28 protein-coding genes are annotated in these 26,740 nt (G+C 65.6%); 12 read left to right on the forward strand and 16 right to left on the reverse strand.

The window, feature by feature from the left end:
* The first annotated feature begins 62 nt into the window (after positions 1-62).
* Together lpdA and AC1DKR_RS03465 are read left to right on the forward strand one after the other, a co-directional pair.
* On the forward strand, positions 63-1,499 hold the full coding sequence (gene lpdA / locus AC1DKR_RS03460; protein ID WP_032951934.1) for a dihydrolipoyl dehydrogenase: 1,437 nt from the start codon (positions 63-65) through the stop codon (positions 1,497-1,499).
* 276 nt (positions 1,500-1,775) lie between these two features.
* On the forward strand, positions 1,776-2,012 hold the full coding sequence (locus tag AC1DKR_RS03465) for a hypothetical protein (RefSeq protein WP_312108796.1): 237 nt from the start codon (positions 1,776-1,778) through the stop codon (positions 2,010-2,012).
* Positions 2,013-2,124: 112 nt separating this feature from the next.
* On the opposite strand, the gene AC1DKR_RS03470 is transcribed toward AC1DKR_RS03465, so the two are convergent.
* The 11 genes from AC1DKR_RS03470 to AC1DKR_RS03520 all read right to left on the reverse strand — a co-directional run bounded on the left by AC1DKR_RS03470 (position 2,125) and on the right by AC1DKR_RS03520 (position 15,764).
* Complete coding sequence (locus AC1DKR_RS03470) at positions 2,125-2,385, reverse strand: hypothetical protein (protein WP_312108798.1); 261 nt, start codon at positions 2,383-2,385, stop codon at positions 2,125-2,127.
* A complete protein-coding gene (locus tag AC1DKR_RS03475; RefSeq protein ID WP_100552980.1) occupies positions 2,382-2,600 on the reverse strand; it encodes a hypothetical protein in 219 nt (72 codons plus the stop codon). Before AC1DKR_RS03475 ends, AC1DKR_RS03470 begins: the two co-directional genes overlap by 4 nt.
* Positions 2,601-2,800: 200 nt before the next feature.
* Positions 2,801-4,390 carry an alkaline phosphatase D family protein gene (locus tag AC1DKR_RS03480; protein WP_478031109.1) on the reverse strand — a complete coding sequence of 530 codons (1,590 nt, stop codon included), beginning with the start codon at positions 4,388-4,390 and terminating at the stop codon, positions 2,801-2,803.
* Positions 4,390-6,633, reverse strand: coding sequence for a TonB-dependent receptor (locus AC1DKR_RS03485; protein WP_312108801.1), 2,244 nt, complete (start codon positions 6,631-6,633; stop codon positions 4,390-4,392). Before AC1DKR_RS03485 ends, AC1DKR_RS03480 begins: the two co-directional genes overlap by 1 nt.
* A gap of 223 nt (positions 6,634-6,856) precedes the next feature.
* Positions 6,857-8,287: a replicative DNA helicase gene (locus AC1DKR_RS03490; RefSeq protein WP_099821134.1), complete on the reverse strand. Its 1,431-nt coding sequence runs from the start codon at positions 8,285-8,287 to the stop codon at positions 6,857-6,859.
* 212 nt (positions 8,288-8,499) lie between these two features.
* Positions 8,500-9,060 (reverse strand): NADPH-dependent FMN reductase, encoded by a 561-nt coding sequence (locus tag AC1DKR_RS03495; protein ID WP_033831525.1) that lies wholly within the window; start codon positions 9,058-9,060, stop codon positions 8,500-8,502.
* A gap of 66 nt (positions 9,061-9,126) precedes the next feature.
* The gene (gene asnB / locus AC1DKR_RS03500; protein WP_478031112.1) at positions 9,127-11,070 is read right to left on the reverse strand and encodes an asparagine synthase (glutamine-hydrolyzing); all 1,944 of its coding nucleotides are present in this window, start codon (positions 11,068-11,070) and stop codon (positions 9,127-9,129) included.
* Between the two features lie 3 nt (positions 11,071-11,073).
* Positions 11,074-13,353, reverse strand: coding sequence for a thiamine pyrophosphate-dependent enzyme (locus tag AC1DKR_RS03505; RefSeq protein WP_478031115.1), 2,280 nt, complete (start codon positions 13,351-13,353; stop codon positions 11,074-11,076).
* A gap of 89 nt (positions 13,354-13,442) precedes the next feature.
* Positions 13,443-14,102 carry a glutathione S-transferase family protein gene (locus AC1DKR_RS03510; RefSeq protein ID WP_025876778.1) on the reverse strand — a complete coding sequence of 220 codons (660 nt, stop codon included), beginning with the start codon at positions 14,100-14,102 and terminating at the stop codon, positions 13,443-13,445.
* Between the two features lie 178 nt (positions 14,103-14,280).
* The gene (locus AC1DKR_RS03515; RefSeq protein WP_363732680.1) at positions 14,281-14,823 is read right to left on the reverse strand and encodes a GNAT family N-acetyltransferase; all 543 of its coding nucleotides are present in this window, start codon (positions 14,821-14,823) and stop codon (positions 14,281-14,283) included.
* Positions 14,824-14,924: 101 nt separating this feature from the next.
* Complete coding sequence (locus AC1DKR_RS03520) at positions 14,925-15,764, reverse strand: glycine zipper 2TM domain-containing protein (protein ID WP_363732677.1); 840 nt, start codon at positions 15,762-15,764, stop codon at positions 14,925-14,927.
* Positions 15,765-15,927: 163 nt separating this feature from the next.
* Between AC1DKR_RS03520 and AC1DKR_RS03525 the strand changes: the two genes are divergently transcribed.
* Positions 15,928-16,143, forward strand: coding sequence for a DUF6116 family protein (locus AC1DKR_RS03525; RefSeq protein ID WP_080148438.1), 216 nt, complete (start codon positions 15,928-15,930; stop codon positions 16,141-16,143).
* A complete protein-coding gene (locus AC1DKR_RS03530; RefSeq protein WP_478031119.1) occupies positions 16,140-16,913 on the forward strand; it encodes a TatD family hydrolase in 774 nt (257 codons plus the stop codon). Before AC1DKR_RS03525 ends, AC1DKR_RS03530 begins: the two co-directional genes overlap by 4 nt.
* 33 nt (positions 16,914-16,946) lie before the next feature.
* On the opposite strand, the gene AC1DKR_RS03535 is transcribed toward AC1DKR_RS03530, so the two are convergent.
* Positions 16,947-17,774 (reverse strand): tRNA threonylcarbamoyladenosine dehydratase, encoded by an 828-nt coding sequence (locus AC1DKR_RS03535; protein ID WP_312785629.1) that lies wholly within the window; start codon positions 17,772-17,774, stop codon positions 16,947-16,949.
* 79 nt (positions 17,775-17,853) lie between these two features.
* On the opposite strand from AC1DKR_RS03535, the gene AC1DKR_RS03540 reads away from it, so the two are divergent.
* Both AC1DKR_RS03540 and AC1DKR_RS03545 read left to right on the forward strand, forming a co-directional pair.
* Positions 17,854-18,288, forward strand: coding sequence for a cytochrome c (locus AC1DKR_RS03540; RefSeq protein ID WP_363732673.1), 435 nt, complete (start codon positions 17,854-17,856; stop codon positions 18,286-18,288).
* Positions 18,289-18,418: 130 nt separating this feature from the next.
* Positions 18,419-18,913, forward strand: a complete 495-nt coding sequence (locus AC1DKR_RS03545; protein WP_032978839.1) for a glycine zipper 2TM domain-containing protein — start codon at positions 18,419-18,421, stop codon at positions 18,911-18,913.
* Between the two features lie 88 nt (positions 18,914-19,001).
* On the opposite strand, the gene AC1DKR_RS03550 is transcribed toward AC1DKR_RS03545, so the two are convergent.
* Positions 19,002-19,211: a cold-shock protein gene (locus tag AC1DKR_RS03550; RefSeq protein ID WP_025876765.1), complete on the reverse strand. Its 210-nt coding sequence runs from the start codon at positions 19,209-19,211 to the stop codon at positions 19,002-19,004.
* Between the two features lie 237 nt (positions 19,212-19,448).
* Between AC1DKR_RS03550 and AC1DKR_RS03555 the strand changes: the two genes are divergently transcribed.
* From AC1DKR_RS03555 to arsC, 3 genes are all read left to right on the forward strand, one after another.
* Positions 19,449-19,934: a DUF456 domain-containing protein gene (locus AC1DKR_RS03555; protein ID WP_033831531.1), complete on the forward strand. Its 486-nt coding sequence runs from the start codon at positions 19,449-19,451 to the stop codon at positions 19,932-19,934.
* Between the two features lie 122 nt (positions 19,935-20,056).
* The gene (locus AC1DKR_RS03560) at positions 20,057-21,211 is read left to right on the forward strand and encodes a phospholipase A (RefSeq protein WP_032978835.1); all 1,155 of its coding nucleotides are present in this window, start codon (positions 20,057-20,059) and stop codon (positions 21,209-21,211) included.
* Complete coding sequence (arsC, locus tag AC1DKR_RS03565) at positions 21,211-21,552, forward strand: arsenate reductase (glutaredoxin) (protein WP_032978833.1); 342 nt, start codon at positions 21,211-21,213, stop codon at positions 21,550-21,552. The genes AC1DKR_RS03560 and arsC overlap by 1 nt, the downstream gene beginning before the upstream one ends.
* Before the next feature lie 49 nt (positions 21,553-21,601).
* On the opposite strand, the gene AC1DKR_RS03570 is transcribed toward arsC, so the two are convergent.
* From AC1DKR_RS03570 to AC1DKR_RS03580, 3 genes are all read right to left on the reverse strand, one after another.
* Positions 21,602-22,237: a glutathione S-transferase family protein gene (locus tag AC1DKR_RS03570; RefSeq protein WP_312107018.1), complete on the reverse strand. Its 636-nt coding sequence runs from the start codon at positions 22,235-22,237 to the stop codon at positions 21,602-21,604.
* A 53-nt stretch (positions 22,238-22,290) separates the two neighbouring features.
* Positions 22,291-22,593: a hypothetical protein gene (locus AC1DKR_RS03575; protein ID WP_263292067.1), complete on the reverse strand. Its 303-nt coding sequence runs from the start codon at positions 22,591-22,593 to the stop codon at positions 22,291-22,293.
* A gap of 250 nt (positions 22,594-22,843) precedes the next feature.
* Positions 22,844-24,361, reverse strand: coding sequence for a fumarate hydratase (locus AC1DKR_RS03580; RefSeq protein ID WP_025876754.1), 1,518 nt, complete (start codon positions 24,359-24,361; stop codon positions 22,844-22,846).
* A 148-nt stretch (positions 24,362-24,509) separates the two neighbouring features.
* On the opposite strand from AC1DKR_RS03580, the gene AC1DKR_RS03585 reads away from it, so the two are divergent.
* From AC1DKR_RS03585 to AC1DKR_RS03595, 3 genes are all read left to right on the forward strand, one after another.
* Complete coding sequence (locus AC1DKR_RS03585) at positions 24,510-25,394, forward strand: RNA polymerase sigma-70 factor (protein WP_478031122.1); 885 nt, start codon at positions 24,510-24,512, stop codon at positions 25,392-25,394.
* A 57-nt stretch (positions 25,395-25,451) separates the two neighbouring features.
* A complete protein-coding gene (locus AC1DKR_RS03590; RefSeq protein ID WP_478031124.1) occupies positions 25,452-25,916 on the forward strand; it encodes a hypothetical protein in 465 nt (154 codons plus the stop codon).
* 172 nt (positions 25,917-26,088) lie between these two features.
* Positions 26,089-26,538, forward strand: a complete 450-nt coding sequence (locus tag AC1DKR_RS03595) for a carboxymuconolactone decarboxylase family protein (RefSeq protein WP_478031126.1) — start codon at positions 26,089-26,091, stop codon at positions 26,536-26,538.
* Positions 26,539-26,740 lie beyond the last annotated feature (202 nt).

Here is a 26,740-nt window from a genome sequence, read left to right on the forward strand (position 1 = left end):
AGACCTCCCGCCCCTCCGCGCCTGCGCGGAGGGGTTCTGGTAATGCAACAAGGACTATTTCAATGGCTGAACAATTCGACGTCGTCGTCATCGGTGCCGGCCCGGCCGGTTACCACGCTGCCATCCGCGCGGCCCAGCTTGGCCTGAAGACCGCCTGCATCGACGCAGCGCTGGGCAAGGACGGCAAGCCGGCCCTGGGTGGCACCTGCCTGCGCGTGGGCTGCATCCCGTCCAAGGCGCTGCTGGATTCCTCGCGCCAGTTCTGGAACATGGGCCACATCTTTGGCGACCACGGCATCAGCTTCAAGGATGCCAAGATGGACGTCGAAGCGATGGTTGGCCGCAAGGACAAGATCGTCAAGCAGTTCACCGGCGGCATCGCCATGCTGTTCAAGGCCAACAAGGTCGCCGCCTATTACGGCTTCGGCGAACTGCAGCCGGGCAACGTGGTCAAGGTTACCCAGCATGACGGCTCGGTCGTCGAGCTGAAGGGCACCAACGTCATCATCGCCGCCGGTTCGGATTCGATCGAACTGCCGTTCGCCAAGTTCGACGGCGAGACCATCGTCGACAACGTCGGCGGCCTGGACTTCACCGAAGTGCCGGCGCGCCTGGCCGTGATCGGCGCCGGTGTGATCGGCCTGGAACTGGGCAGCGTGTGGAAGCGCCTGGGTTCGGAAGTGACCATCCTGGAAGCGCTGCCGGACTTCCTGGCTGCGGCCGATACCGAAGTGGCCAAGACCGCCGCCAAGGAATTCAAGAAGCAGGGCCTGGACATCCGCCTGGGTGCCAAGGTCTCCAAGGCCGAAGTGACCGGCAAGGGCAAGAAGAAGGAAGTCGCCCTGACCTACACCGACGCCGAAGGCGAGAAGTCGCTGGTCGTGGACAAGCTGCTGGTGGCCGTCGGCCGTCGCGCCGCCACCAAGGGCCTGCTGGCCGAAGGTACCGGCGTCAAGATCAACGAGCGTGGCCAGATCGAAGTCGACGCGCACTGCCACACCGGCGTCAACGGCGTCTGGGCGGTCGGTGACTGCGTGCGCGGCCCGATGCTGGCGCACAAGGGCTTCGAGGAAGGCATCGCGGTTGCCGAACTGATCGCCGGCCTGCCGGGCCACGTCAACTTCGACACCATTCCGTGGGTCATCTACACCGAGCCGGAGCTGGCCTGGGTCGGCAAGACCGAGCAGCAGCTGAAGGCCGAGGGCATCCCGTACAAGGCCGGCAGCTTCCCGTTCGCCGCCAACGGCCGTGCCGTGGCGATGATCGAGCCGGCAGGCTTCGTGAAGGTTCTGGCCCACGCCGAAACCGATCGCATCCTGGGCATGCACCTGGTGGGCGCCAACGTGTCCGAGCTGGTGCACGAAGGCGTGCTGACCATGGAGTTCAGCGGTTCGGCCGACGACCTGGCGCGCATCTGCCACGCCCACCCGTCGCTGTCGGAAGTGGTGCACGACGCGGCGATGGCCGTGAGCAAGCGCGCGATCCACAAGGCGAACTGATCCATCGGGCAGTGCCGGCCGCTGGCCGGCATCGCTGGATGCTGAAAACCCCGCCTCGGCGGGGTTTTTTGTTACACGATGACTCCAGAACAAGGACGGGACCCATTGGCACCCGGCGCGCGGCAGACGAGCGGATCACCCCCTGCCCTCACGCGGGCGTCGACCTCCAGTGCGGTAGGCTCTGCCTGAGGTCGCGTTGCATCGCCAAGCCACGGATGCGCGACAGGTGGTGCTCCCGCACCTGCTCGTGGGGCTGTTCAGACATTGGAGATCTCCATGGAGAACGAACGAATCGAGACTCGGGGCGAAGATGGCCGCAGGGTGTTGGTATTCAAGTTCTGGCCTCACTTCGACGCAACGATTCTTCCCGGCACAAACCTGGCCGAAGGCCTGCCAAGGTATGCGCTGGCAAACGGCAATTCCGTAACCTTCGACGGCGTGGATTTCGAGATCGCCGCTACCGGCGAAGAGCTGGTCCGGTCGTTGGCCATCCAGCGACCACCATCGGGCTGATTCGTTCGTCGTGTGGCCCGGCAGCATCTGCCAATCTGCAGCGGATCAGTGAACGGCCGGCCGCGCAGACCGGGCCGCATGCCCAGACTGCCTGACCCAGCGTGGCCCTGCATCAACGCTGCGGCGGTGTGCGTTCCCGGTCCGTAGTGTCCGACTTCGGCGGATCGTCACAGATCCGGTGTTGGGCGATCACTTCACCCACCTTCCATTCCTTTACCACCCGGCAGCTTTCCTTCCCGGTGTCCTTGTCGGTCGTTTTGACTTCCGCCTTGCCGGCAGCATGCTGACGCTCAAGGTAGGCCGACGGCGGATCCTTGGCCAAGGCCGGCGCCGCCATCAGCAGCGCCAGCGTCGTGATGGCAAGCGGCCTCATGCCGTCACCGCGCCGCGGCCACCACCCAGCAGGCGTGCCGGCAGCATGAACAGCGCGCGCAGGAAGGCGAACAGCGCCGAGAAGGTGATGCCGACCAAGCGGAACGGCAGGCTCAGCAGCCACACGAATGGCCAGGCCACCAGCGCCAGGATCGCCAACGGCCAGCACAGCACGAACAACAGGCACCACACACCGAGCGCGAACAAGGTCTTTATCACAGGCTCCCTCGGCGGCACCCCGCCGCCCGCCATCACCTTGGCGCCCCGCCCCCAGCCCGGGCAAACGGTTTGCGACGAAACCCGGCTGGGGGCGATGAAACGGGTCGCGCCGGCTTTTGGTCGATATCAGTGATGGCGCCGCTGCGGGTTGGTGAGGTTGCCGGCCAACGGCCGGCACTACCCTGTCGTTCGTGGGTCTACGCCGGCACTGCGCCGGGGCGACCGTGGCCCACTTGGAATCGGGCTGCAGTGCGAACGTCAGCATCGCGCCGCAGAACGCTGTCGGCGAAGCGCAGTTCCGCGTCCACGGTCTGCCGGTTCAACTGCAGCTTCCACCAGCCACGGCGGTCGCCATCGAAATAGCGGATGTGCGGATTCTGCGGGATCGACGGGCCGTAGTACGGGCCATACGGCGTGTCATCGCCGCCACTGCTGATCGCTGGGGCGATGAACTCGGTTGCGATCACCGGTGCATCCACGGCATCGAAATCCAGCTTCAGGTCATTGACGAACGTGGAGTGCCAGTCACCGCCCAGTACGATGGCGTTGCCCTGCCCACCGGCTTGCATCGCCTGCAGCAGGCGCTTGCGGGCGGCCGGGTAGCCATCCCAGGCGTCGTTCCAGAAACGTTCGCGCGGCGTGCCCTGCTCCAACCGCAACTGCGCCACCAGCAGCTGCTGCACCACCACGTTCCAGCGTGTTCCAGCCGCGGCCGCCATCGACTGCGCGAACCAGGCCTCCTGCCCGACCCCGAGCATGCTCATGCGCGGGTCCAGCGCCGCCTCGCAGCGTGGCGATTCACCGACGCCACAGGGGTTGGCCGGACGGAACTGACGGCAATCCAGCAGCGTCAGCTGGGCCAGGTCGCCGTAGCGCAGGCGGCGGTGCACGCGCAGGCCACCGTTGCCGGCCGGCGTGCTGCGCATCGGCAGGTGTTCGTAGAACGCGCGATACGCAGCGGCGCGGCGAACGATGAAGTCCTCGGTCGGCACGTCGCTCTTTTCCGGATGGATGCCGGAATAGTCATTCTGGACTTCGTGGTCGTCCCAGATCACCGCGAAGGCGTGCGCGGCGTGCGCGGCCTGCAGGTCCGGGTCGAGCTTGTACAGCGCGTACTGGTCGCGATAACGCTCCTGGCTGAGGGTCTCACCGCTGAAGCGCTGTGCGTCCAGGGTGCTGCCACGCGCATTCTGCAACGGGCTGTATTCGTACAGGTAGTCACCGGCATGCAGCACCAGATCGACATCGCTGCGGGCGATATCCGCCAGTACCGGATAGTAGCCGCTGTTCCAGGCCTGGCAGGTGCACAACGCCAGTCGCAGCTGCTGCAGCTGCGCATCCGGCAGCGGCGCGGTGCGGAAATGCCCGATCGGACTCTCCTCGCCGCCGTCGCAGGCGAATCGATAGTAGTAATCGCGCCCTGGACGCAGGCCGATCACTTCCACGTGCACCGAATGTGCCAACTCCGGCACGGCCGCCGCCACGCCACGCTGCACCAGCCGGCGCATCGCCGGATCTTCGGCAATGAACCAGCGCACCGGGATCGCGCGCGACGGCATGCCACCGCCGTTGAGGGGATCCGGTGCAAGACGCGTCCACAGCACCGCGCCCTGCGCATCCGGATCACCCGCGGCGATGCCGAGGGTGAACGGATCGCGCCCCAGTCGCGGCCGCGGACCGGTGGCGGCTACGCCAGGCATGGCCGCCAGTGCGATCGCCGCTCCGGTCCCCTGCCAGGCCAGGCGCAGCAGACGACGGCGGGTTTCAGGATCGGCGATGCGCTTCATCAGAAGCGCACGGTCGCGGTGGCCATCACCTGCCGCGGCGCACCGACCTGCATGGTCGCCAGGCTGCGGGTGGGATCAGCAGCGTAGGTGCCGTTGGTGTTGATGGTCGCCAGATACTGCTTGTCGGCCAGGTTGGTCAGGTTCAGCGCCAGGGTCAGGTTCTGCGCCGGGCCGAGCTTGCCCATGTCATAGGCCACCGACGCATTGATCAGCCAGTAGCTCGGCACGGAGACGTCATTGGTGTAGGTCACGTAGCGCTTGCCGACATGGTTGGCCGCCAGGCGCAGGTCCCACGGGCCCGGCGTCCACGCCAGGGTGCTGGCGAACATCCATTCCGGAGTGTCGACCGTCTTCTTGCCGCGGGTCGGCACCACACCGTTGTTGACGTAGTCGTTGTCGTAGCTGCTGTCATTCCACGACAGCGCATTGGACCAGCTCAGGTCGCGCATCGGCTTCAACTGCAGGGTCGCCTCGGCACCGCGGCTGGTGACCGAGCCGACGTTGGAATACAGCGCCGGGCAACCGAGGATGCCCACGCACTGGGCGATGGCCAGCAGGCGGTTGTCGAACTTGACGTCGTACACCGCGACCGAGGCTTCATACCCCTGGCCATAACCGCGCCAACCCAGTTCGATGGTGCGCGACTGTTCCGGCTTCAGGTCCTTGGCGCTGGCATCGAACGCTACCTGCGGAACATTGAACGGACTGCCCACACCCAGCGCGTAGGCCGCGATGTTCTTCGCATACGAACCGAAGATCTCGTTGCGCTCGTCCAGCTTGAAGTTGAAGCCGGCCTGCGGCAACAGCCCCTTCTTCGCGGTGAGGCTGCTGTTGTTGGCATAGCTGCCCAGCGGCGTGCGCACGCTGGTGCGGGTGTTGGGCGACTTGGCACCGACGTCGATGGTCAGGCGGTCGTCGAACAGGCGGAAGCGGTCCTGCACGTAGAACTGGCGGGTGATGGTGGTGTAACGCTGGTGCCACACGCGCTGGTCCGGATTGCGCAAGAAGAAGTCGTCGGTGATCGGGCCATCGATGTAGTAGAAGTTGCGCTGCACGCTGTGGCCGTTGTCTTCGTACCAGAGGCCGGCCTCCAGTTCGTGGCCGCCGACGTTCCAGGTGAACGCCGAGGTCACGCCGGTGCGGTCGATCGCATACTCGGTCGTGCGGATCGAGATCGGAATCTCGCGACTGGTGCCCGGGTTGGAAGGATTGGACGGGCTGAACCAGTGGCCCTGGCCGCGGTTGCTGTGGTTGTAGACGTTGACCTTCAGGCGCATCGTCTCGTTGAGGCCGAAGTCACCGGCGATGCTGGAGACATCATCGTTGCGCAGGCCGTGGCCCGAGTAATACGCATCCCACGGGCTGTTGACGCCGCCGCTGTACTGGCCACGCGCAGCTGCCAGTGCACGGTTCCAGTCCGGCGCATAGTTGTCCCAGTTCCAGCCCAGGCGATCGATCATCTCCAGCGACAGGTCCTGGTAATCGGCCTCAACCCGGCGCGAGGCGTTGAACAGCGCGGTGATGCGGCTGTCGACGCCGAAGTTGTAGGTCGCCTTGCCGTTGAACTGCTTGAGTTCATGCGAGCCCTTGCCCTTCCACTTGTCGCTCTCCGAATACGCACCGGACAGGTAGGCGGCGAAGCCCTGGTGTTCGCCGGTTTCCAGGCGTGCATAGCTGCGGCGTGCACTGTCACTGCCCAGGCTCTGCGCCAGCACGACACCGTATTCGGTGGAAGGATCGATGGAATAGAACTGGAACACCCCACCCAGGTTGCTGGTCGACGGCGTGCCCAGCGCACCGATGCCGGTGGAGACCTCGGCGCCGCCCAGGTTCTCGCTGATCACCGCGCGGCTGATGTGCAGGCCGTTGCTGTTGCCATAGCTCATGTTGCCCAGCGGGATGCCATCGAGCGTGTAGCCCAGGCGGTTCTGGTTGAAGCCGCGCAGACTGATGCTGGTGGACCACTCGTAGGCACCGGTGGCATCGGCCGATTCGAAATGCACGCCCGGCTTGCTGGCCAGCAGCTTCAGCGGGTTGGCGCCGGGCGGCAGCACCTTCATGTCCTCGGCGGTCACGCGCTGGACCTGGCGCGCCTCGCCCCGGCCGATCACCGAGACCGAATCCAGGGTGGTGGCCGACTGCGCGTCGACGGCAGGAGCGGTTTCAGCGGCGGCCAGCGATGGCAGTGAGGCACAGACCAGCAGGGCCAGCAGATTGCGGCGAAGCGGAGCATGGCAAGACATGGGGATTCCTTGGGCGCGCTGGACGCCGAAGGGCGGCGTCAAAGGAGCAGCAGCGGCGGAATCGTAGAAGCGTTGCGTTACATGTCATTTACACGCCACATACGGATTTTTGGCGATCCGAGTGGAGAATATGACGCCGGGTGCGCTGGAACGAAAAGAGCCGAGCATGGCCTCGGCTCTACGCTACCTGGTGGACGTTGCCGGCCAGCGGCCGGCACTACCGTTACTCGAACGAACCGACCGAGTCGTGGGCCAGGTTGTCGAAACGGGTGTATTCGCCGAAGAACTTCAGCTTGCACGAGCCGGTGGGGCCACCACGGTGCTTGCCGATGATGATCTCGGCCAGGCCCTTGTCCGGCGAATTTTCCTTGTTGTAGTAATCGTCGCGGTAGATGAAGACGATCATGTCCGCATCCTGCTCGATTGCGCCCGATTCGCGAAGGTCGGCCATCACCGGGCGCTTGTCGGTACGCGTTTCCAGCGAGCGGTTGAGCTGGGACAGCGCGATGACCGGCACGTGCAGTTCCTTGGCCAGGCCCTTCAGCGAACGCGAGATCTCGGAAATTTCGGTCGCGCGGTTCTCGCTGTTGCCCGGCACGCTCATCAGCTGCAGGTAGTCGATCACGATCAGGCCCAGGTCGTGCTCGCGCTTGAGGCGGCGGCACTTGGAGCGCAGGATCTCCGGCGACACGCCTGGCGTATCGTCGATGAAGATCTTGGTTTCCTTCAGCATCTTGATCGCACCGGTCACCCGGCTCCAGTCCTCGTCCTCCAGCTGGCCGGTACGCAGGCGCTGCGCGTTGATGCGGCCATTGGAGGAGATCAGGCGCATCGCCAGCTGCGATGCGGACATTTCCATCGAGAACACCGCCACGCCCTTCTTCGACTTGATCGCCGCGTACTCGGCGATGTTCAGGGCGAAGGTGGTCTTGCCCATTGCAGGACGCGCGGCAAGGATGATCAGGTCGGTCGGCTGCAGGCCGGCGGTCATCGCGTCGAAATCAGTGTAGCCAGTCGGCAGGCCGGTGATGTTGCCGCCATTCTCGAAGCGGTTGCGCAGCTCTTCGAACGCGTCCTTCAACGCACCGGGCATGGCCACGAAGTCGGTACGGCCGCGCGCGCCCTGTTCGGCAATGGCGAACACGCTCTTTTCCGCAGCGGACAGCAGCTCGCTGCTGTCACGGCCCTCGGGCTGGAAACCATCGTTGACGATGTCGGTGCCGACCTGGATCAGCTGCCGCAGCACCGCCTTGTCGCGCACGATCTCGGCATAGGCCACGATATTGGCTGCCGACGGCGTGGTGCTGGCCAGTTCGATCAGATAGGCGCCATCGCCCACCAGCTCCATCTTGCCCTGCGATTCGAACCACTCGCCCAGGGTCACCGCATCGAAGGGGCGCTCGCGCTCGGACAGCTCGCGGATCGCCCGGTAGATCATCTGATGGTCGCGGCGGTAGAAGTCACCCTCGGTCAGCTGATCGTTGACCCGGTCGTAGGCGTCTGGTGCCAGCATCAGGCCGCCCAGCACCGCCTGTTCGGCCTCCACCGAGTGCGGCGGCACGCGCAACTGGTCGATACGCGATTCATCGCGATCGCGATCGAAGCCATCGCCGCGCTCTCTGCGGTTGGAACGGAAGCCGGAACGGGCGGACATGCTGCGGTGTTTCCTGCAAAAGGGGCCAGACGAGTGTAGGCATGCGCCGACCCCGGCGACCATGGACAAATCTGTGGATAAGCCGTGGAAAAACGGGGGATATCCGCCTGAGCCTGTCCAGACTGGCGCGAGGGCGTCGCATTGCCTGCGACGGGCGTCGTTGCGACGCCCGAGTGGACCATTATCGCAGATGGGAACCGCCGCTGCTGGCGTCAATCGCCCTTGGCATGTACCGCGATCAGGGCCAGGAACCGGTCCACATAGCCCTGCAGGAACGTCTGCGTGCCCTCGTTGTGGATCGTGCCGTCGGCATCGATCAGGCCATCCTTGAAGTGGATGAACGCCTCGGGCTGGCCAAGCACGTGCATGTCCAGGAATGCCAGGCTGTTGCGCAGGTGCTGCTGGGCCACCGCCGTGCCGATCTGGCCGATGGAAGCACCGATCACCGCCGCTGGCTTGCCCGCAAAAGCGCTGTCGCCGTAGGGGCGCGAGCCGATGTCGATGGCATTCTTCAACACGCCCGGCACGGAACGGTTGTACTCAGGGGTCACGAACAGCACGGCGTCGGCGGCGCGCACTTGGTCCTTCAGGCGCGTGCCCTGCGCTGGGTAGCTGGCGTCGAAATCCTGGTCGTACAGCGGCAGGTCGCCGATCTGCACATACTGGAAGCGCGCCTTGTCGCCGGCCAGCTTCTCCAGCGCGCGGGCCAGCTTGCGGTTGCATGAGTCCTTGCGCAGGCTGCCGACGAATACAGCAATGGTGGGGACGGACATCAGGACATACTCCTCACGGTGCGGGAGGGCCAGCCTAGCCGCCGCGCCCTTCCCCGCCGGTGAAGATCAAGCGCGCTTCACGCCTGCGCGCACCTGCCGCCAGTGGTCCTGCCAGGCCTGGAACATCAGCACGTTCCACAGGTGCGTGTGCCACTTGCGCTGGCCGCCCAGGAACTGCTGCCACAGCGGCTGCACGGCGGCGGCCGACAGCACGCCTTCGCGTTCCAGTCGCGCCGGCTGCAACAGCTCGTCCGCCCAGGGCTTCAGATCGCCCTTCAGCCAATCACTGACCGGCGCGCCGAATCCACGCTTGGGCCGGTGCACCATCGACTGCGGCACGTACCGCCCCAGCACGCGCTTGAGCAGCACCTTGCTGGTCGACTCACTGCGCTTGAAGCCCAGCGGCAGCGACCACGCGAACTCGGCCACGCGCCAGTCCAGCAAGGGCGCACGTGCCTCCAGGCTGACCGCCATCGAGGTGCGGTCGACCTTGCACAGCAGATCATCGGGAAGATAGCTGACGAAGTCGGCCAGCATCATCGCGTCGGCCGGCGTACCGGCACCATGCAGCGGATCGGCCAGATCGTAGAAGCTGCCCGCCTCGCGTGCACCGATCACCGCGGCCGCCGGATCGCGCCAGCGCGAGATGCGGTTGCGATACACATCGCCGATACCACGTGCGCCGGTTTCGGCCAGCAACGCGGCCAGCCCGCCGGTGCGCGACGCCTCGCCCTGCTGATGCGCACGCGCGCCCATCCAACGCCGCAGCGGCGCGGGCACCCGTCCCAGCATCTGCCAGTTGCGCAGCGCACGCACATAGCGGGTATAGCCGAAGAACAGCTCATCGCCGCCATCGCCGGACAACGCAACGGTCACGCCCTGGCGGGCGAGGCGGGCGACCAGCGCGGTCGGCACCTGCGAGGCATCGGCAAAGGGTTCGTCGAACATCGCCGGCAGCTGCGGCACCACCGCCAACGCATCGGCGCCACTGACATACAGCTCGGTGTGATCACAGCCAAGGTGGGTAGCCAGTTCCCTGGCCAACGGTGCCTCGTCGTGGTGCGAGCCGCTGAAGCCGATGCTGAAGCTGTGCACCGGCTGCCCGCTCTGCGCCTGCATCAGCGCCGCCACCAGCGACGAATCGGTGCCGCCGGACAGGAACACGCCCACCGGCACATCGGCCACCATGCGCAACGCCACTGCATCCCGCAGCAGGCCATCCAGCTGCTCCTCGGCCTCCTCGATGCGGCCCTGGAATGGTGCGGCCAGTGCAGTCTGCATGCGCGCACGCGCGTCCCAGTACGGGCGCTGTGCCTGCTCTGGGCGATGTGCGCTGGCCCCTGCCGCCACCGCCGCCGCATCCAGCCGCAGTACGCGGCCAGGCATCAGCTTGTAGCAGCGCTGATGGATGCTGTGCGGTGCGGGGATGTAATCCAGCCGCAACAGCAGCGTCAGCGCATCGCGATCGATATCGTTGTCGAAGTCCGGGTGCTGCCACAGCGCCTTCAGCTCGGAGCCGAACACCAGGGCATCACCGGCCCAGCCGTAGTACAGCGGCTTCTTGCCGACCCGGTCGCGGGCCAGCCACAGGCACTGTTCCTGGCGGTCCCACAAGGCAATCGCGAACATGCCGTTGGCGCGCTGCAGGGTGTCCTCGACGCCCCACTGCAGGATCGCGGCCAACAGCACTTCGGTATCGGAATGGCCACGGAACGCGTGGCCCAGCGGCTCCAGTTCGGCGCGCAGGGCGGCGAAGTTGTAGACCTCGCCGTTGTAGGCCATCACATAGCGGCCGTCGACCGAGGCCATCGGCTGGTGGCCCAGCGGTGAAAGATCGAGGATGCTCAGGCGCCGGTGGGCCAGGGCGATGCCGGCGGCGGCATCGACCCAGGTACCGCCGTCATCCGGCCCGCGATGGTGCAGCGCCTGGCCCATGGCCAGCGCCTGCGCCTGCAGGACCTCGGTCGGCGTCTGTGCCGCCGGCAACAACATACCTGCCAATCCACACATGCATCAGGGTTCCTGCGCCAGGTCGAGGGCGGCGCCAATCACCGCATTGTCGCTTGGAAGCCCGAACATTGCTGCCCCCGCCAGTGGCGTATAGGTATCGGCACCGCAGACCCGGCGCACGGGCAGGTGGCCATGGCCGGCCTCGACCAGCGCGGTGATCACGCCTTCGCCGACGCCACCACTCCGCCGCCCCTCGTCCAGCACCAGCACCCGCTGCGCAGTGGCGGCCTGGGCGTCGATGAAGGCCGCATTCAACGGCACCAGCCAGCGCAGGTCGACCACACGCACCTGCCAGCCCAGCTGCTGCTCGATGGCGACCGCTGCACGCAGCGCCATCGGCACACCGTTGCCGTAGGTGAAGATCACCAGATCGGTGGCATCCGGCGAGTACACCCTGCCCTCGCCCAGCACCAGCGCCTGCCCGGGCGCAGGGTAGTCGAACAACCACTGGCCGTCGCCGGTCGCGTGCAGATCCTTGGTCATGTAAAGGGCGATCGGTTCCAGGAACACCGCTACCCGGCCATCCACGCGGGCCAATGCCGCCAATGTGCGCAGCATCATCACCGCATCATCGCCACGCGACGGACAGCCCACCACCAGTCCCGGGATGTCACGCAGCGCCGTGATCGAATTGTCGTTGTGGAAATGGCCGCCGAACCCCTTCTGGTAGCCCAGCCCGGCCACCCGTACCAGCATCGGGTTGCGGAACTGGTCGTTGGAGAAGAACTGCAGCGAGCAGGCCTCGCCACGTACCTGGTCGATGGCGTTGTGCAGGTAGGCCAGGTACTGGATTTCCGGAATCGGCAACATGCCCATGTTGGCCAGTCCCTGGGCCATGCCCAGGATCATGGTCTCGTCCAGCAGCGTGTTGAACACCCGGCGCGGGCCAAAACGGCGCAGCAGGTCGCGCGTCACCGTGTAAACGCCGCCTTTCTGCGCCACGTCCTCGCCAAACAACAACGCCTGCGGGTACTTGCCCAGCAGCTCCTGCAGCCCGTGGTTGATCTGTATCGCCAGATGCCGCGGCGGTTGCCGTTCGGGCAGCGAATCGGCGCCGCCATACAGCGCCTGCCGGGCCTCGATGGGCGCCACGCGCTCGGCCTCAGCCTGCACCGCTGCGGGCGTATAGGGTGCCAACGGCGTGATCACTTCCCGCAATGTCTGCAGCTTCGGCCGCGTGTCGGCATCGATGGCAGCGGCCATGCAGCGCGCGCGCAGGGTTTCATAGGCAGCCTCGACGCCCGCCGCATCCATCCAGCCCGATTCCAGCGCAATCTGCGCCGAGCGCAGCAGCGGGTCCTGCGCCTCGGCCGCACACAGTTCGGCCAACGCCCGCCATTCCACTTCGAAGTCGGTACCGGCGTGGCCCATCAACCGCGTGGTGCGCAGGTGCAGGAAGGTGGGCCGCCGCATGCGCCGGCAATGTTCGACCGCCGCCTGCACCTGTGCGTGTCCGGCCGCCAGGTCCAGGCCATCGGCAAAGAAATAGTCCAGGCCCGGTTGCCGGCTGAAGCGCTCTGCGATCCATCCTTCAGGGGTCTTCACCGAAATACCCAGGCCATTGTCCTCGCAGACGAACAGGATCGGCACCGGCAGCTTCTGATAGGCCGACCACATCGCGGTATTGAACGCGGTCTGCGCGGTGGCATGGTTGGCCGAAGCGTCGCCGAAAGAGCACATCACGATGCTGTCGGCGGGAATCGGCAGCGGCTGGCTCAGGCGCCTGCCACTCTCGATCGCCAGCGCGGTACCCACCGCCTTGGGCAGGTGCGAGGCGATGGTCGAGGTCTGCGGCAGCACCCACAGCGGCTTGCTGCCCCACACTTTGTGACGGCCGCCGCTGGCCGGATCATCGGCACTGGCGGCGAAGGACAGCGCGGCGTCGCGTACCGGATCCATGCCGGGCACCAGCCGCGCACGCTCGGCCATGAAGGCGCCGGAACGGTAGTGCAGGAAGGCGGGGTCGGTGTGGCGGCAGGCGCGCGCAAGCAGCGCATTGCCTTCATGACCGGACGAGCCGATGGTGTAGAAGACCTTGTTCTGCACGCGCAGCACGCGCGCCATCAGGTCCAGCTGGCGACTGAGCAGCTGCGATTCGAACAGTTCGCCGAAGGCGGCGGCGGTGAGGGTACTGCCCGGCAGGATCGGCGCATCCGGCGCCGGGCGCGGACGCGGGATGCCGCGCCAGGCGCGTACGGCCTCGAGGAAATTGACGTCACAGACCTCGGCGCGATTGAGACCGCGCATGCGTGCGGGAATGGGATCAGGAACCACAGCGAACATCGAACACCCTCCGTGTCGTTGTTGCAGTCCGCAACGCCAAGGCTGCCCGACCCTTCCGCTGGTCGAGCACGCCCGACGCTGCAGGGGAATCAATCCGGTGCGTTGAACCGCGCGCGCACCTCGGCGGTCACCGCAGGCATGGGCACGAAGCGAGGCTGCGCTCGCACCCGCTGCAACCAGGCCCGCACCTGCGGGAATGGATCCAGTGCGATGCCACCGTCGGCGGCGACATCGGAATAGGCAAACAAGGCGATATCGGCGATACCGTAGTCATCGCCGGTGAACCACTGCGCCTGGCGCAGATGTTGCTCCATCACCGCCAGCGCGCTGGCAGCGCGCTCATGCAGGCGCGGCAGTTCAGCACGGCGTGGCGAGTCGGCCGGTGTCCAACCGCGGATGAAGCGTGCCACCGCCACGCAGGGTTCATGCGTGTACTGCTCGAAGAACATCCAGCTCAATGCCTGCGCACGCTGCCAACCGTCGGCGGGAAGATACGGCGTCCCCTCGGCCAGCCAGAACAGGATCGCATTGGATTCAGTCAGCACGCGGCCGTCGTCGCGCACGATCAACGGCACCTTGGCATTGGGGTTGAGTGCGAGAAATTCCGCGGTATGGGTCTGGCCGTGGGCACTGTCCACCTCCACCCAGCGGTAGCGGCTGCCGAGCTGTTCGAGCAACAGGCGCACCTTGTGGCAATTGCCCGAGACCGACATGCCATGCACCGTCAACGCAATGCGTTCTTCCACCATTGCCTGCTCCAGGGAGGTCCCGGCCTGCAGCCGGCTGTCCGCAGTCTGGCAAGCAGCTTGGCGATTGCCAAGCGCGGGTGCAGCATGGCGATTCGGTAGTGCCGGCCGCTGGCCGGCAACCTTGATGCAGCTGGATTTGTGCGATTGTCGGCCAGCGGCCGACACTACCGGGCAGCGCTCAGCTTGCGCGCTGCTGCCACTGCCCGCGCGATTGCCCCCAGATTTCCAGCGGCTTGCCTTCATAGGGCGGTGGCAACTGCCCCATGCGCAGCAGCGTACTGCCGAGCTTGCGTGCAACCACCTTCGAATTTTCGTTGTCTTCGGCGATGGTGTGGATCACCTCATCCCAGCCCAGCGTATCGAACGCCCAGTCGATGGCTGCGATCGCCGCCTCCGGTGCGTAGCCCTTGCCCCAGCTGGCCCGGCGGATGCTCCAGCCGACCTCGGTGCCGGGCCAGTCCTGCGGCTGCCACGGCCCCATGCGACCGATCCATTCACCGCTGGATTTCTCGATCACGCTGAACATCGAGAAGCCGAACAGCTGCCATGCGCCGGCCAGGCTGCAGAAGCTGCGCCATGCCACCGAGGGTGCCTGCACACCGCCCAGCGTGCGCATCACTTCCTCATCGGCGCAGAACGCCAGATAGGGAGCGTAGTCCTGCCGCTGCGGCGGACGCAGGATCAGGCGTTCGGTTTCGATGCGCAGGTCAAAGATGCTCATGGCGTCATGGTAGAGCCACGCCACGCGTGGATGAACCCCACCCGTGCAAAAAAAACAGGCCAGCAGAGGCTGGCCTGTTCGATACCGATGTTGCCGGAGAATTACTGACGGTTCGCGGTCGCGTCGCCGGCTGCAGCCGTCTGGGTGACCAGTTGCCCATCCACCACCGGCAGGCGATCGCTGGCCGGCTTGTTGTCCAGGCGCACGGTCTTCTCTGCACCGTCGTAGCGGTAGGTCACGTTATAGCCCTTGACCACATCGCTGGTGCCCATGGCGATGCGGTTGCCCGGCTTGCTGCCCATGCGCATGGTGCCGGTGGTGCCGTCTTCATTGCGGTAGGTCACGTTGTAGCCGGTGACACGGCTCGACTCGGAGGTGGCCGTTTCGGTGTGGCACTGGCGCTCGGTGCGGTTGACCACGCGGCCACCCACATGGCGCTTGTCGACCTGGTTGCCGATGAAGCCACCTGCCACGGCGCCGGCAGCGGTCGCGGCCTTCTTGCCATTGCCGCCGCCCACCTGGTTGCCCAGCAGGCCACCGACCACCGCACCGACCACGGTGCCACCGACGTTGCCGTCACGCTCGGGCAGGCGTTCCTGCACCACCACGTCCTGGCAGACCTCATGCGGGGTCTGGGTGGTGGACGTCTCGCGTACCGGATCGGTGCCGATCACGGTGGCATAGGCCTTCTGCTTCTCGGTGATCGGATCGACCTTCAGCACATCGGCGTATTCCAGGCCACGCGGCGCACTGGCGTCCACTGCGTCGCCACGTGCGCCATCGTCGGTGGCATTGCCATCGACCAGGCGCGATTCACTCGGGTTTCCGGCGCTGAGCTGCTCAGGCGACTTGTCGCCACTCTTCATGAAGGCGGCGGTTGCGATACCACCGACCAGCAGCGCGCCCGCTGCGACCAGGACAGTTGTAGTTGTGCTTTTCATGACCTGCTCCTTGCGGACCGTCCGCAACGTTCTCAGGCCAGATTGCAGCATGCGGTGCCTGAACGGAATCTCCACATTTCCTGCTCACTGCCGTAACCCATTCAGCATCTGGAAATGTTGGGCCCGTGGTAGCGTTTGCACATTCCCCAGGAGGACCTCCGCCATGGCCAACCCGATGCTGCTGCCGGTCCTACAATGGGCGCGCCGGCTGCGCTACCCCACCCTGTTCAAGCTGACCGCGGGCCTGTTCGCGCTGACCCTGTTCATCCCCGACCCGATTCCGTTCGTCGACGAACTGATGCTGGGCTTGGGCACCCTGCTGCTGGCCAACTGGAAGAACCGCAGCGCGACCACGCCACCGCCCCTGGAGCAGCGTTGAACCTGCTGGTCGACAGCCACTGCCATCTGGATGCCAGCGAATTCGACGTTGACCGCGAGGCGGTCATCGACCGCGCGCGCGCTGCCGGCGTGCAGATGCAGGTGGTTCCGGCGGTCACTGCGGCCAGCTGGCCAAAGCTGCGTGAGGTCTGCCAGCAGGCGACGGGGCTCTACCCCGCCTATGGCCTGCACCCGATGTTCCTGGACCAGCACCGGCCAGAACACCTGCCGCAGCTGCGTGAATGGATCGAACAGGAGCGGCCCTGCGCGATCGGCGAATGCGGGCTGGACTTCTTCGTCGAGAGCCTGGATGCCGAGGCCCAGCAGGAGTACTTCCTCGGCCAGCTGAAGCTGGCCCGCGAGTTCGATCTGCCGGTGATCGTGCATGCCCGCCGTGCAGTGGATGCGGTGATCGCGGCGATCCGTCGCATCGGTGGCCTGCGCGGCGTGGTGCACAGCTTTTCCGGCAGCCCGGAACAGGCCGCACAATTGCACAAGCTGGGATTCCTGCTTGGCCTGGGCGGACCGTTGACCTACGAGCGTGCCCAGCGCCTGCAGCGGCTTGTCCGCACGATGCCACTGGAGCAGTTGCTGCTGGAGACCGATGCGCCGAACCAGCCCGACGCGGGTATCCGTGGCCAGCGCAACGAGCCGGCGCGGCTGGCGGTCATCGCCCGCCACATCGCCGCGCTGCGCGGAATGGACATTGAAGACGTGGCGCGGGCCACCACGGACAACGCACGGCGGCTGTTCAACCTGCCTGCACCGTGAAGGTAGTGCCGGCCGCTGGCCGGCACTACCAGATCACACCCCGGCCTCTGCCTCAACCGATTCGGCCTTCACCTTCTTCGGCTCCAGCAGCATCTCCAGCGCCTTGCCCACGGCCGCGAATGCAAATGCACCGGTGATGTGGGTGGCCGCGCCCAGGCCGGCGCCGCAATCGAGCTTCAGGGCCGCATCCGCGCCCAGGTTCGGCCGCAGGCCACAGACACTCCCGTCGGCCTGCGGATATTTCACGTTTTCCAGCGAATACACCGCCGGCACGCCGAAATAGCGCTTGGCATTCTTCGGGAAGTTGAATTCGCTGCGCAGCTTCTTGCGGATCAGCGCCAGCATCGCGTCATGCTCGGTGCGCGAGACATCACGGATGCGCACCAGGGTGGGATCGGTACGACCGCCGGCCGCGCCGACGGTCAGCAACGGCAGCTTGCGGCGGCGGCACCAGGCGATGGTTTCCACCTTCACCCGGAAGCTGTCGCAGGCATCGATCACCAGGTCGAATCCGCGGTCCAGCAGTTCGGCCATGTTGGCCGGGGTCAGGAACGCCTGCACGGCGTCGACCTCGATCTGCGGATTGATCGCCCGGCAGCGCTCGGCCATGGCCTCGGCCTTGTTGCGGCCGTAGTTGCCTTCCATCGCCGGCAGCTGGCGGTTGGTATTGGATACGCAGATGTCGTCTGCATCGATCAGGGCCAGATGGCCCACCGCCGAGCGCGCCAGCGCCTCCACCACCCACGAGCCGACGCCGCCCATGCCGACCACGGCAACACGGCTGCCCTGCAGGCGCTCGAGCGCGCCGACGCCATACAGCCGTTCAATACCGGCGAAGCGTTGTTTGACCTGTTCGTTCATCGGGCTATTTTAACGTGCAGGTCCCCTGACTACAGCACGACGACGCCGAACCCACCGTTGCACGCCCGGAGCGCCCGCCATGAGTGCCAGCCCACCCCGCCGCCCGTCCACCGCCTACCGCTATCTGTTCGTGCTCGGCCTGGGCCTGCTGATCGGCCTGATTGCCACGGTGATGGTCGGCCGCGCACTGCAGGCACGCCGCGATCCGTTCCCGGACAGCCTGATGCAGGTAATGCAGCGGCAGGCGGATCTGCTGCAGCAGGCTCAGCAGCAGAACCGCTGCAGCCTGGCCGACAGCGTCCCGCGCCTGCAGGTGCTGCGCCTGCTGTCCAACGATCTGGACCAGGCCTTCCCCGGATTGAAGGACAGCCGGCAGTTCCAGCAGCACGCCAGCCAGTACCGCGCCGACCTCAATACGGCCTTGGCCAGCCCTCCCACCGACTGCGCCGCGTTGGCGCAGCAGGTGCAGGCACTGCAGGACGATTGCCGGGCCTGTCATCAGGACTTCCGCTGATTCATCTTCGAGTGGGTGAAGGCCGAGGTGGTTGGCGCCTTGTTCACGTTGGAAAGAGGAGGATTCGCTCACCCTGCTGCATGACGCAGTACCACCCAACGCACCCGCCTTCACGGCCAGGAGATGCCCCATGAAGATCCAGCTCATCGCCGCCAGTGTCATCGCAACCGTCGGCCTGGCCGGCTGTGCCACCTCGCCGGGCTACGGCGGTGGTGGTTACAACAACGGCTACAACAACGGCGGCTACGGCAACAACTCCGGTTACAACCAGGGCCGCTGCGCCGACTGCGGCATCGTCACCCGCATCAATGCCGTGCAGTCTGGCCGTACCGCGCCCTCCGCCACCGGCGCGATCCTCGGCGGTATCGTCGGCGCGGTTGCCGGCCATGAGATCTCCGACCACACCGGCGGCAGCCGCGGCAACAAGAACATCGCCGCCGCCGCCGGCGCCGTGGGTGGCGCATTGGCGGGCAACCAGATCCAGAAGAACGTCACCAGCGATACGTATGACATCAGCGTGCGCATGGATGACGGCCGCACCATCGTGGTCAACCAGCGCGACCTCGGCGGCATCCGCGAAAACACCTATGTCCGCGTGGTCAACGGCAAGGTCATCCTGCGCTGAACCGCAGCGGGCCCCGGCCGATCAGAACCGGAGCAACAAAAAAAGGCCCGCTTGCGCGGGCCTTTTTCATGCCGGCAAGCGGCAGGTATTACGCCGGCTGGACCTTGTCAGCCTGCAGGCCCTTCTGGCCCTGCACCACTTCAAAGCTCACAGCCTGGCCTTCCTTGAGGCTCTTGAAGCCCTGGGTCTCGATGGCACGGAAGTGCACGAACACGTCCTCGCCATTCTGCCGGCTGATGAAGCCGAAGCCCTTGGCATCATTGAACCACTTCACGGTACCGTTCTCGCGATCAGCCATCTCACTAACTCCCTTTGACTCTCTACTTGTTGTTGGATACGCCTGTTGGGCGGCTGACAAGCAAGGGGGAAGCGAGGTGCATCGATGCAGCGGATCGGAACGATCTTGCTTCATCAGGCCACGATCCACGGTGACCTTGCCAAGCTCAGCGACTGCAACTTAACCCGACCAAAACGAAAAAGCAACTGGCAAAAACCTTTCACTGTCAACCCCAAAAAGACAACCATACTGGACAGCATGGACCTCTCATTCATCTTGTATCTGCTAGCGGTCATTTTTGTCCTCATCGGCATCGCAGGCATCGTCCTGCCGGCCCTGCCGGGTATCCCGCTGGTCTTCATCGGGCTGGTACTGGCGGCCTGGGCAGACGGCTTCGTCCATGTCGGCTGGCCCACCCTGCTGATCCTCGGCGTGCTGACCGCGCTGTCGCTGCTGGTGGATGTGCTGGCGACCGTGGTCGGCGCCAAGCGCGTAGGCGCCAGCCGCAAAGCGCTCTGGGGCACCTTCATCGGCAGCATCGTCGGCCTGTTCTTCATGCCGATCGGATTGTTCGCCGGGCCGTTGCTCGGCGCGTTGCTGGGCGAGTACTGGCATACCCGCGAGCTTGGCCGCTCGACCAAGGTCGGGCTGGCCACGTGGCTTGGCATCCTGCTGGGTCTGGCACTGAAGCTGGCGCTGGTGATCGCGATGCTGGGCCTGTTCGCCTTCGCCTGGTTCCTGTGAGGCATGCGGCCTTCACGCAGCGCGCACGCACACGCCGGGCATAAACCCGTGGGGCTGGCCGTTACCGGATGCAGCCGCCACACTGTCCCTCTTTCCGCATTCATTCCGAAGGGCCTGCTGCAATGACCCTCTCTCCGCTGTTTCCCCGTCTTGCACCGCTGGCGTTGGCCCTGGCCAGCGCGCCACTGGCAGCGCAGGAATTCGCGCCCAGCGCCGAGGCCTCGCCGGCCGCCTGCGCAGCCATCACTACCGATGCGGCACGTCTGGCCTGCTACGACCGCCAGTTCGGGCGCACGCCGCAGGCCACCGCCGAAGCTGACGCCGCCGCCGAAGCCGCCGCACAGGCGCGCCGTGAGCAGCGCGACACCACGCGGGTAAGCCAGGGCGAGGAAAAACTGCGCGAACGTGTCAGCGATCTTTTCCGTTCCGAAGCGCCGGACAGCGCACTTGCCAACGCCGGCCGTGGTTCGCTGCTGGACAGCCGCTGGGAACTGGCCGAGGACTCCAAGCTGGGCCCGTTCCAGCTGCGTGCGTACAAGCCTGTGTACCTGCTGCCGGCCTTCTGGACCAGTGATCGCAACACCATGCCGCACTCGCCGAACCCGGCCAACAGCGTGACCACCCCGCAGGTGCTGGACAGCGCCGAGCTGAAGTTCCAGATCAGCTTCAAGACCAAGATCGCCGAGAACCTGTTCGGCGACAACGGCGACATCTGGGCTGGCTACACCCAGAGTTCGCGCTGGCAGGCCTACAACGGCGAGGACTCGCGCCCGTTCCGCGAGACCAACTACGAGCCGGAAGTGATGATGGTGTTCCGCAACGGCTACTCGATCGGTGGCTGGCGTGGGCGGATGACCGGCATCAGCCTCAACCACCAGTCCAACGGCCGTGCCGATCCGCTGTCGCGCAGCTGGAACCGGGTGATCCTCAACGTCGGCCTCGACCGCGAGAACTGGGCACTGGTGCTGCGCCCCTGGTACCGCATTCCCGAGACCCGCAGCGACGACAACAACCCGGACATCGAGGACTACATGGGCCGCGGCGACGCGACCCTGACCTGGAACCACAAGGGTCACGAGGTCTCGTTGATGGCGCGCCACTCGTTGCGCACCGGTGACCGCTCGCACGGTGCGCTGCAGCTGGACTACGGCTTCCCGATCAGCAACCTGCTGCGCGGCCATGTGCAGATCTTCGACGGCTATGGCGAGAGCCTGATCGATTACAACCACAAGGCGACCTACGTCGGCGTGGGCGTGTCCCTGCTGGAGTGGTTCTGATGGATGTGACGATCTGGCACAACCCCGCGTGCAGCAACTCGCGCGGGGCGCTGCAGCTGATCCGCGACGCCGGCTTCGAACCGGTGGTGATCGACTATCTCGGCAGCCCGCCCGACGTGGCCACGCTGCGCCAGGTACTGGCCGAATCCGGCCTGGCCGCGACCGGACTGGTGCGCAGCAAGGAACCCGAGTTTGCCGCCCTGGGCCTGCAGGGAAGCGATGACGACGCCCTGCTGGCCGCGATGGCCACCCACCCACGGCTGATCAACCGCCCGGTGGTACGCACCGCGAAGGGTACCCGCCTGTGCCGGCCCCCGGAAACGGTGCTGGAGATCCTGTAACCCGCCCCGCTTTGGTAGAGCCGAGCATGGCTCGGCTCTACAGAACGGGTTACCGCCAGTCGGTGATGCCTTCGCGGCGATAGACCTCGGCGAACGCCGGGCGCGCCTTCAGGCGATCCGCATACGCCTTCAGCACCGGCCAGTGGTCGCTGGGCGTGGGCATGTTGCGTGACCAGCGCATCAACATCACCAGCATGAAATCGACCACGCCCGGCGCATCGCCGAGCAGGTAGGGACCGCCGTCCTGCAGGTGTGTGGCAACGTGCTGCCAGGCCGCCTCCAGCTGCTGCCGTGCCATCGTACGCACGGCCTCGATGCACTCGCCCCCCGCTGCTTCATGCGGATAGAACCAGGCGCGGTAGGCCGGCTGCACGGTGTTGGCGCACCAGAACATCCAGCGATAGGCCTCGCCGCGTTCCGGCGTGCCGACGGCAGGCAACAACCCTGCCTGCGGATGACGGTCTGCCAGATACAGCGCGATCGCGGCCGCCTCGGTCAGTACCTGGTCGTCGATCAACAGGGTCGGCACCCTGCCCGCCGGATTGAGCGCCAGGTAGCCAGCTGATTTGTGCTCGCGCGTTTCGAAATCGAGCAGCACCAGTTCGTGCTCGATGCCGAGCTCGATAAGCAGCCAATGCACCACCAGCGCGGCGGTGCTGGTGGAACCATACAAGGTGGTGCGCATAAGACCTGTCCTGGGCGGGGAACGGCTGATTATGCGCGCTGTCCCCGGCGTGGTCAGCCGCAGGTGCTCATGCAGGTATCACGACGCTCGCCGCAGCCCATCATCGGCGCCCGCAGCGCACAGTCGTGCGCCTTCAACTCGCAGGAACGACGCAGTTCAGGATGCTCGATGTCCTTGCAGCGTTTGTCCGGCGTCGGTGCCACCTGTTGCTCGCAACTGGACTGGCGGCTGCCGATTCCCTGGTCTTCGGCCATGCAGCTGCGATAGCTGGCCTGGCACTGCATCTGGCACTGGGCACCGGCGCTGAAGCCGCCGCCACCGCCATACGACGAAGATGACGTACTGCAGCCGGCCATGACCAGCAGGGTGACAAGGGAAAGGCTACGCAACAGGTTCACAGGACGCTCCTTGTTCAATAGACCGGAAGACTGCCAGGCAAGGGCGACTGCGGCGAAAAAAATGCGTATTCCTTGACGCACAAACAGCTTCCCTTGCCTGGCAACGCGCACACCCTAGCAAAGCCGCGCGGTTGCAATCGTTAAACGAAGAACGGCGCCACCCGGGCGCCGTTCTGCAATCGGACAGGCGTGGTCGACGCCGCGCCGATCACTCCACCACGACAGGAATCTTGCCGATGCGGGCCTGCCACTCGCGCGGGCCGGTCTTGTGCACCGACTCGCCGGTGGAATCGACGGCCACGGTCACCGGCATGTCTTCCACGGTGAACTCGTAGATCGCTTCCATGCCCAGGTCCGCAAAGCCGACGACCTTGGCCGCCTTGATCGCCTTGGACACCAGATAGGCCGAACCACCGACGGCCATCAGGTAGGCCGACTTGTGCTTCTTGATGGCCTCGATCGCGGCCGGACCGCGCTCGGCCTTGCCGACCATGCCCAGCAGGCCGGTCTGTGCCAGCACCTGCTCGGTGAACTTGTCCATGCGGGTGGCGGTGGTCGGACCGGCCGGGCCTACCACTTCGTCGCGCACCGGATCGACCGGGCCGACGTAGTAGATGAAGCGCCCCTTCAGATCGACCGGCAGTTCCTCGCCCTTGTTGAGCATGTCGACCATGCGCTTGTGCGCGGCATCGCGGCCGGTCAGCAGCTTGCCGTTGAGCAGCAGGGTCTGGCCCGGCTTCCAGCTGGCCACGTCTTCCGGGGTGATCGTGTCCAGGTCCACGCGGGTGCCCTTGGACGCGTCGTAGGTCAGCTTCGGCCAGTCTTCCAGCGACGGCGGGTCCAGCATCACCGGGCCGCTGCCATCCAGGGTGAAGTGCGCATGGCGGGTGGCGGCGCAGTTCGGGATCATCGCCACCGGCAGGTTGGCCGCGTGGGTCGGGTAGTCGTTGATCTTGATGTCGAGCACGGTGGTCAGGCCACCCAGGCCCTGCGCACCGATACCCAGTGCGTTGACCTTCTCGTACAGCTCCAGACGCAGTTCCTCGATGCGGTTGGACGCACCACGGGCCTGCAGCTCGGTGATGTCGATCGGCTCCATCAGCGCTTCCTTGGCCAGCAGCATCGCCTTCTCGGCAGTGCCGCCGATGCCGATGCCGAGCATGCCCGGCGGGCACCAGCCCGCGCCCATGGTCGGCACGGTCTTCAGCACCCAGTCGACGATCGAGTCGGACGGGTTGAGCATGGCGAACTTGGTCTTGGCTTCCGAGCCACCGCCCTTGGCGGCGACGATCACTTCCACGGTATTGCCCGGCACCACCTTGACGTTGACCACGCCCGGGGTGTTGTCCTTGGTGTTGATGCGCTTGCCGGCCGGATCGGCCAGCACCGAGGCGCGCAGCTTGTTGTCCGGGTACAGGTAGGCGCGACGGATGCCCTCGTTGGCCATGTCCTCCACACCCATGGTGGCGTCATCCCAGCGCACGTCCATGCCGATTTCCAGGAACACAGTGACGATGCCGGTGTCCTGGCAGATCGGCCGGTGGCCTTCGGCGCACATCCGCGAGTTGATCAGGATCTGCGCGATCGCCTCCTTCGCTGCCGGCGACTCCTCGCGCTCGTAGGCGGCGGCAAGGTTCTTGATGTAGTCGACCGGGTGGTAGTACGAGATGTACTGCAGCGCGTCGGCGACGGACTGGATGAGGTCTTCCTGCTTGATCGATGTCACGGATTGCTCGCTTGCTGAAGGCTGGCGGGGGTAATCCGCCCATTTTACCCCCTCCCTCGACCGCGGGGTGGCAGTGTCGGCCGCTGGCCGGCAAGATCTGAGCCCTGCCCTCTGTCACGCCGCGCCCCGCTGGCGCGTCCTTGCCCACATGAACGCCGAAACCGCCTTCCAGACCCACCGCCCACGGCTGATGGCGCTGGCCTACCGCCTTCTTGGCAGCCGCACCGACGCCGAAGACGTGGTGCAGGATGCCTGGCTGCGCTGGTCAGGCACCGATACCGCGGCCGTCGCCGACCCGGAGGCCTGGCTGGTGACCACCACCACCCGTCTGGGCCTGGACCGGCTGCGCGCGGCCAAGCGTGAGCGCGCACACTATGTCGGCCCGTGGCTGGCGGAACCGCTGGCGATCACCCTCGAACCTGATCCGGCGCCCGGCCCGGCGCAGCTGCACGCGCTGGCCGATGATGTCTCGGTGGCCTTCCTTACCCTCCTCGAACAACTGGGCCCCGAGGAGCGCGCCGCGTTCCTGCTGAAGGAAGCCTTCGACCACGACTACCGCGAAATTGCCGACCTGATCGGCCACAGCGAAGCCAACTGCCGGCAGCTGGTGCACCGTGCCCGGCAGCGCCTGCAGGCGGGGCGACCGCGCTTCAATGCCGATGCCAGCCAGCACCGGCAGCTGCTGGCGCGCTTCATGGACGCCTCCCAGCGCGGTGACAGCGAGGCCATCCAGGCGCTGCTGCATGCCAATGCGCTGCTGGTCTCCGATGGCGGTGGCGTGGTCACCGCGGCGGTACGTCCGCTGCTGGGCGCCGAGCGTATCGGCCGCCTGTACTGGGCGATCGCCCGCCGCGGCGCAGCGCATCCGGCACAGCTCGGCTACGTCAACGGCGAGCCGGCGATCCTGCGTTTCGAAGGCGACCACCTGCACTCGATCACCACCATCGAGGTGGTCGATGGCCGCATCGCCAATCTCTACAGCGTGCTGAATCCAGAAAAGCTGCAGGGTGTTCAAGGCGCATTCTCCGATTAGACATACGCCCCTGGACTTGGGCAACCTGTCAGCGCAGTGGAGAGGGAATTGACGGCAATGAATCCCAAGAAGCCGAGAAAGAGAATCAGAGTGAACGTCGGTGATGTATTTGCCGTACCGCTCAATATGGACGAGCTTGTTTTTGGCTATGTGCGCACTTACCAAGATCCGGACGTAGCGATCCTTCCATTTCTTTCAAAGGGAAGAATGCTTCGTGAGTACGAACTTCCCACGTTGGAGAGCTTCATGGATGTGCTGACCATTCGCACCGCCATTGAAAGAGGCGATTGGCCAAGAATCGCCTCTTTTCCCTTTCCGAACGAAGAATCAAGCTGGGCACCACCAAGAAGACAACTATCAACCATCCGCCCGGATGTCAGGCTCGTTGTAGTCAAGGGCGATTTTGTTCCTTCTGAGAAATATGGTGAATGGGACACTCTTCCCGCGCTCATTAAAGCCGACATTGACCAGTTGAGAGCATTGATTCTCACGTCAGCTGCCGAATTCCAGGTGATGAGCTGAGACGATGCATCAGGGTTTGATGCCACTGCAGGGCTCTTTGAGATCGCAGGACGCATCTGGAGTCGCATTTGGCCCGTCAAGATGTCGCTTCTAGCAGCTTGGTGTCACGAACGGAAACGGCACTGCGTCCTTGTACTGAAAGGCGGCCATCGTGGCCGCCGTGGAGCTGAAGATGTCCAACCATGCCTCTCCCCGCGTTCCTTACACCCGCCTCGCCGCCGAAGCCTTCAAGGGTCTGCTGGCCACCAGCAAGGCGGTGCATGACAGTTCGATCGATCCGACCCTGATGGAACTGGTGTTCCTGCGCGTCTCGCAGCTCAACGGCTGCGGCTACTGCATGGACATGCATGCCACCGCGCTGCGCAAGGGCGGCATCGAGCCGCGCAAGCTGGATACGTTGCCGGCCTGGCACGAGAGCCGCTTCTTCGACGAACGCGAACGCGCGGCACTGGGCTGGGCCGAGGCGCTGACCCGGTTGACCGACGGTGCACCGTCGCAGGCGGCGTTCGATGCGTTGGCGCCGCACTTCGATGAAAAGGGCATCAGCGACCTGAGCATGGGTATCGCGGTGATCAATGCCTGGAACCGGCTGGGTGCCGGGCTGCTGCCGCCGCTGCCGTAAGGGGGTTGCCGGCCGGGCTGCGCCCGGCACCCGCTGTAGTGCCGGCCGCTGGCCGGCAACCTCAACCTCAACCTCAACCTCAACAGCAACAGCAACAGCAGAAGCTGGCTTCCTGTGGGATGGCGGAGTGGGCCAGGTCGCAGGGGACGCTGCAAGTACGTCCATGTAAGCTCGGTCGCCGCTTGCGCGTATGCGCTGTCCT

This window comes from Stenotrophomonas sp. 01N47, assembly GCF_056399165.1.

Bases quoted from the DNA above. Each gene is read 5' to 3' on its own strand.
- lpdA (WP_032951934.1), top strand. From the start codon at position 63: ATGGCTGAACAATTCGACGTCGTCGTCATCGGTGCCGGCCCGGCCGGT.
- AC1DKR_RS03465 (WP_312108796.1), top strand. From the start codon at position 1,776: ATGGAGAACGAACGAATCGAGACTCGGGGCGAAGATGGCCGCAGGGTG.
- AC1DKR_RS03470 (WP_312108798.1), bottom strand. From the start codon at position 2,385: ATGAGGCCGCTTGCCATCACGACGCTGGCGCTGCTGATGGCGGCGCCG.
- AC1DKR_RS03480 (WP_478031109.1), bottom strand. From the start codon at position 4,390: ATGAAGCGCATCGCCGATCCTGAAACCCGCCGTCGTCTGCTGCGCCTG.
- AC1DKR_RS03485 (WP_312108801.1), bottom strand. From the start codon at position 6,633: ATGTCTTGCCATGCTCCGCTTCGCCGCAATCTGCTGGCCCTGCTGGTC.
- AC1DKR_RS03490 (WP_099821134.1), bottom strand. From the start codon at position 8,287: ATGTCCGCCCGTTCCGGCTTCCGTTCCAACCGCAGAGAGCGCGGCGAT.
- AC1DKR_RS03495 (WP_033831525.1), bottom strand. From the start codon at position 9,060: ATGTCCGTCCCCACCATTGCTGTATTCGTCGGCAGCCTGCGCAAGGAC.
- asnB (WP_478031112.1), bottom strand. From the start codon at position 11,070: ATGTGTGGATTGGCAGGTATGTTGTTGCCGGCGGCACAGACGCCGACC.
- AC1DKR_RS03505 (WP_478031115.1), bottom strand. From the start codon at position 13,353: ATGTTCGCTGTGGTTCCTGATCCCATTCCCGCACGCATGCGCGGTCTC.
- AC1DKR_RS03510 (WP_025876778.1), bottom strand. From the start codon at position 14,102: ATGGTGGAAGAACGCATTGCGTTGACGGTGCATGGCATGTCGGTCTCG.
- AC1DKR_RS03515 (WP_363732680.1), bottom strand. From the start codon at position 14,823: ATGAGCATCTTTGACCTGCGCATCGAAACCGAACGCCTGATCCTGCGT.
- AC1DKR_RS03520 (WP_363732677.1), bottom strand. From the start codon at position 15,764: ATGAAAAGCACAACTACAACTGTCCTGGTCGCAGCGGGCGCGCTGCTG.
- AC1DKR_RS03525 (WP_080148438.1), top strand. From the start codon at position 15,928: ATGGCCAACCCGATGCTGCTGCCGGTCCTACAATGGGCGCGCCGGCTG.
- AC1DKR_RS03535 (WP_312785629.1), bottom strand. From the start codon at position 17,774: ATGAACGAACAGGTCAAACAACGCTTCGCCGGTATTGAACGGCTGTAT.
- AC1DKR_RS03540 (WP_363732673.1), top strand. From the start codon at position 17,854: ATGAGTGCCAGCCCACCCCGCCGCCCGTCCACCGCCTACCGCTATCTG.
- AC1DKR_RS03545 (WP_032978839.1), top strand. From the start codon at position 18,419: ATGAAGATCCAGCTCATCGCCGCCAGTGTCATCGCAACCGTCGGCCTG.
- AC1DKR_RS03550 (WP_025876765.1), bottom strand. From the start codon at position 19,211: ATGGCTGATCGCGAGAACGGTACCGTGAAGTGGTTCAATGATGCCAAG.
- AC1DKR_RS03555 (WP_033831531.1), top strand. From the start codon at position 19,449: ATGGACCTCTCATTCATCTTGTATCTGCTAGCGGTCATTTTTGTCCTC.
- AC1DKR_RS03560 (WP_032978835.1), top strand. From the start codon at position 20,057: ATGACCCTCTCTCCGCTGTTTCCCCGTCTTGCACCGCTGGCGTTGGCC.
- arsC (WP_032978833.1), top strand. From the start codon at position 21,211: ATGGATGTGACGATCTGGCACAACCCCGCGTGCAGCAACTCGCGCGGG.
- AC1DKR_RS03570 (WP_312107018.1), bottom strand. From the start codon at position 22,237: ATGCGCACCACCTTGTATGGTTCCACCAGCACCGCCGCGCTGGTGGTG.
- AC1DKR_RS03575 (WP_263292067.1), bottom strand. From the start codon at position 22,593: ATGGCCGGCTGCAGTACGTCATCTTCGTCGTATGGCGGTGGCGGCGGC.
- AC1DKR_RS03585 (WP_478031122.1), top strand. From the start codon at position 24,510: ATGAACGCCGAAACCGCCTTCCAGACCCACCGCCCACGGCTGATGGCG.
- AC1DKR_RS03590 (WP_478031124.1), top strand. From the start codon at position 25,452: ATGAATCCCAAGAAGCCGAGAAAGAGAATCAGAGTGAACGTCGGTGAT.
- AC1DKR_RS03595 (WP_478031126.1), top strand. From the start codon at position 26,089: ATGTCCAACCATGCCTCTCCCCGCGTTCCTTACACCCGCCTCGCCGCC.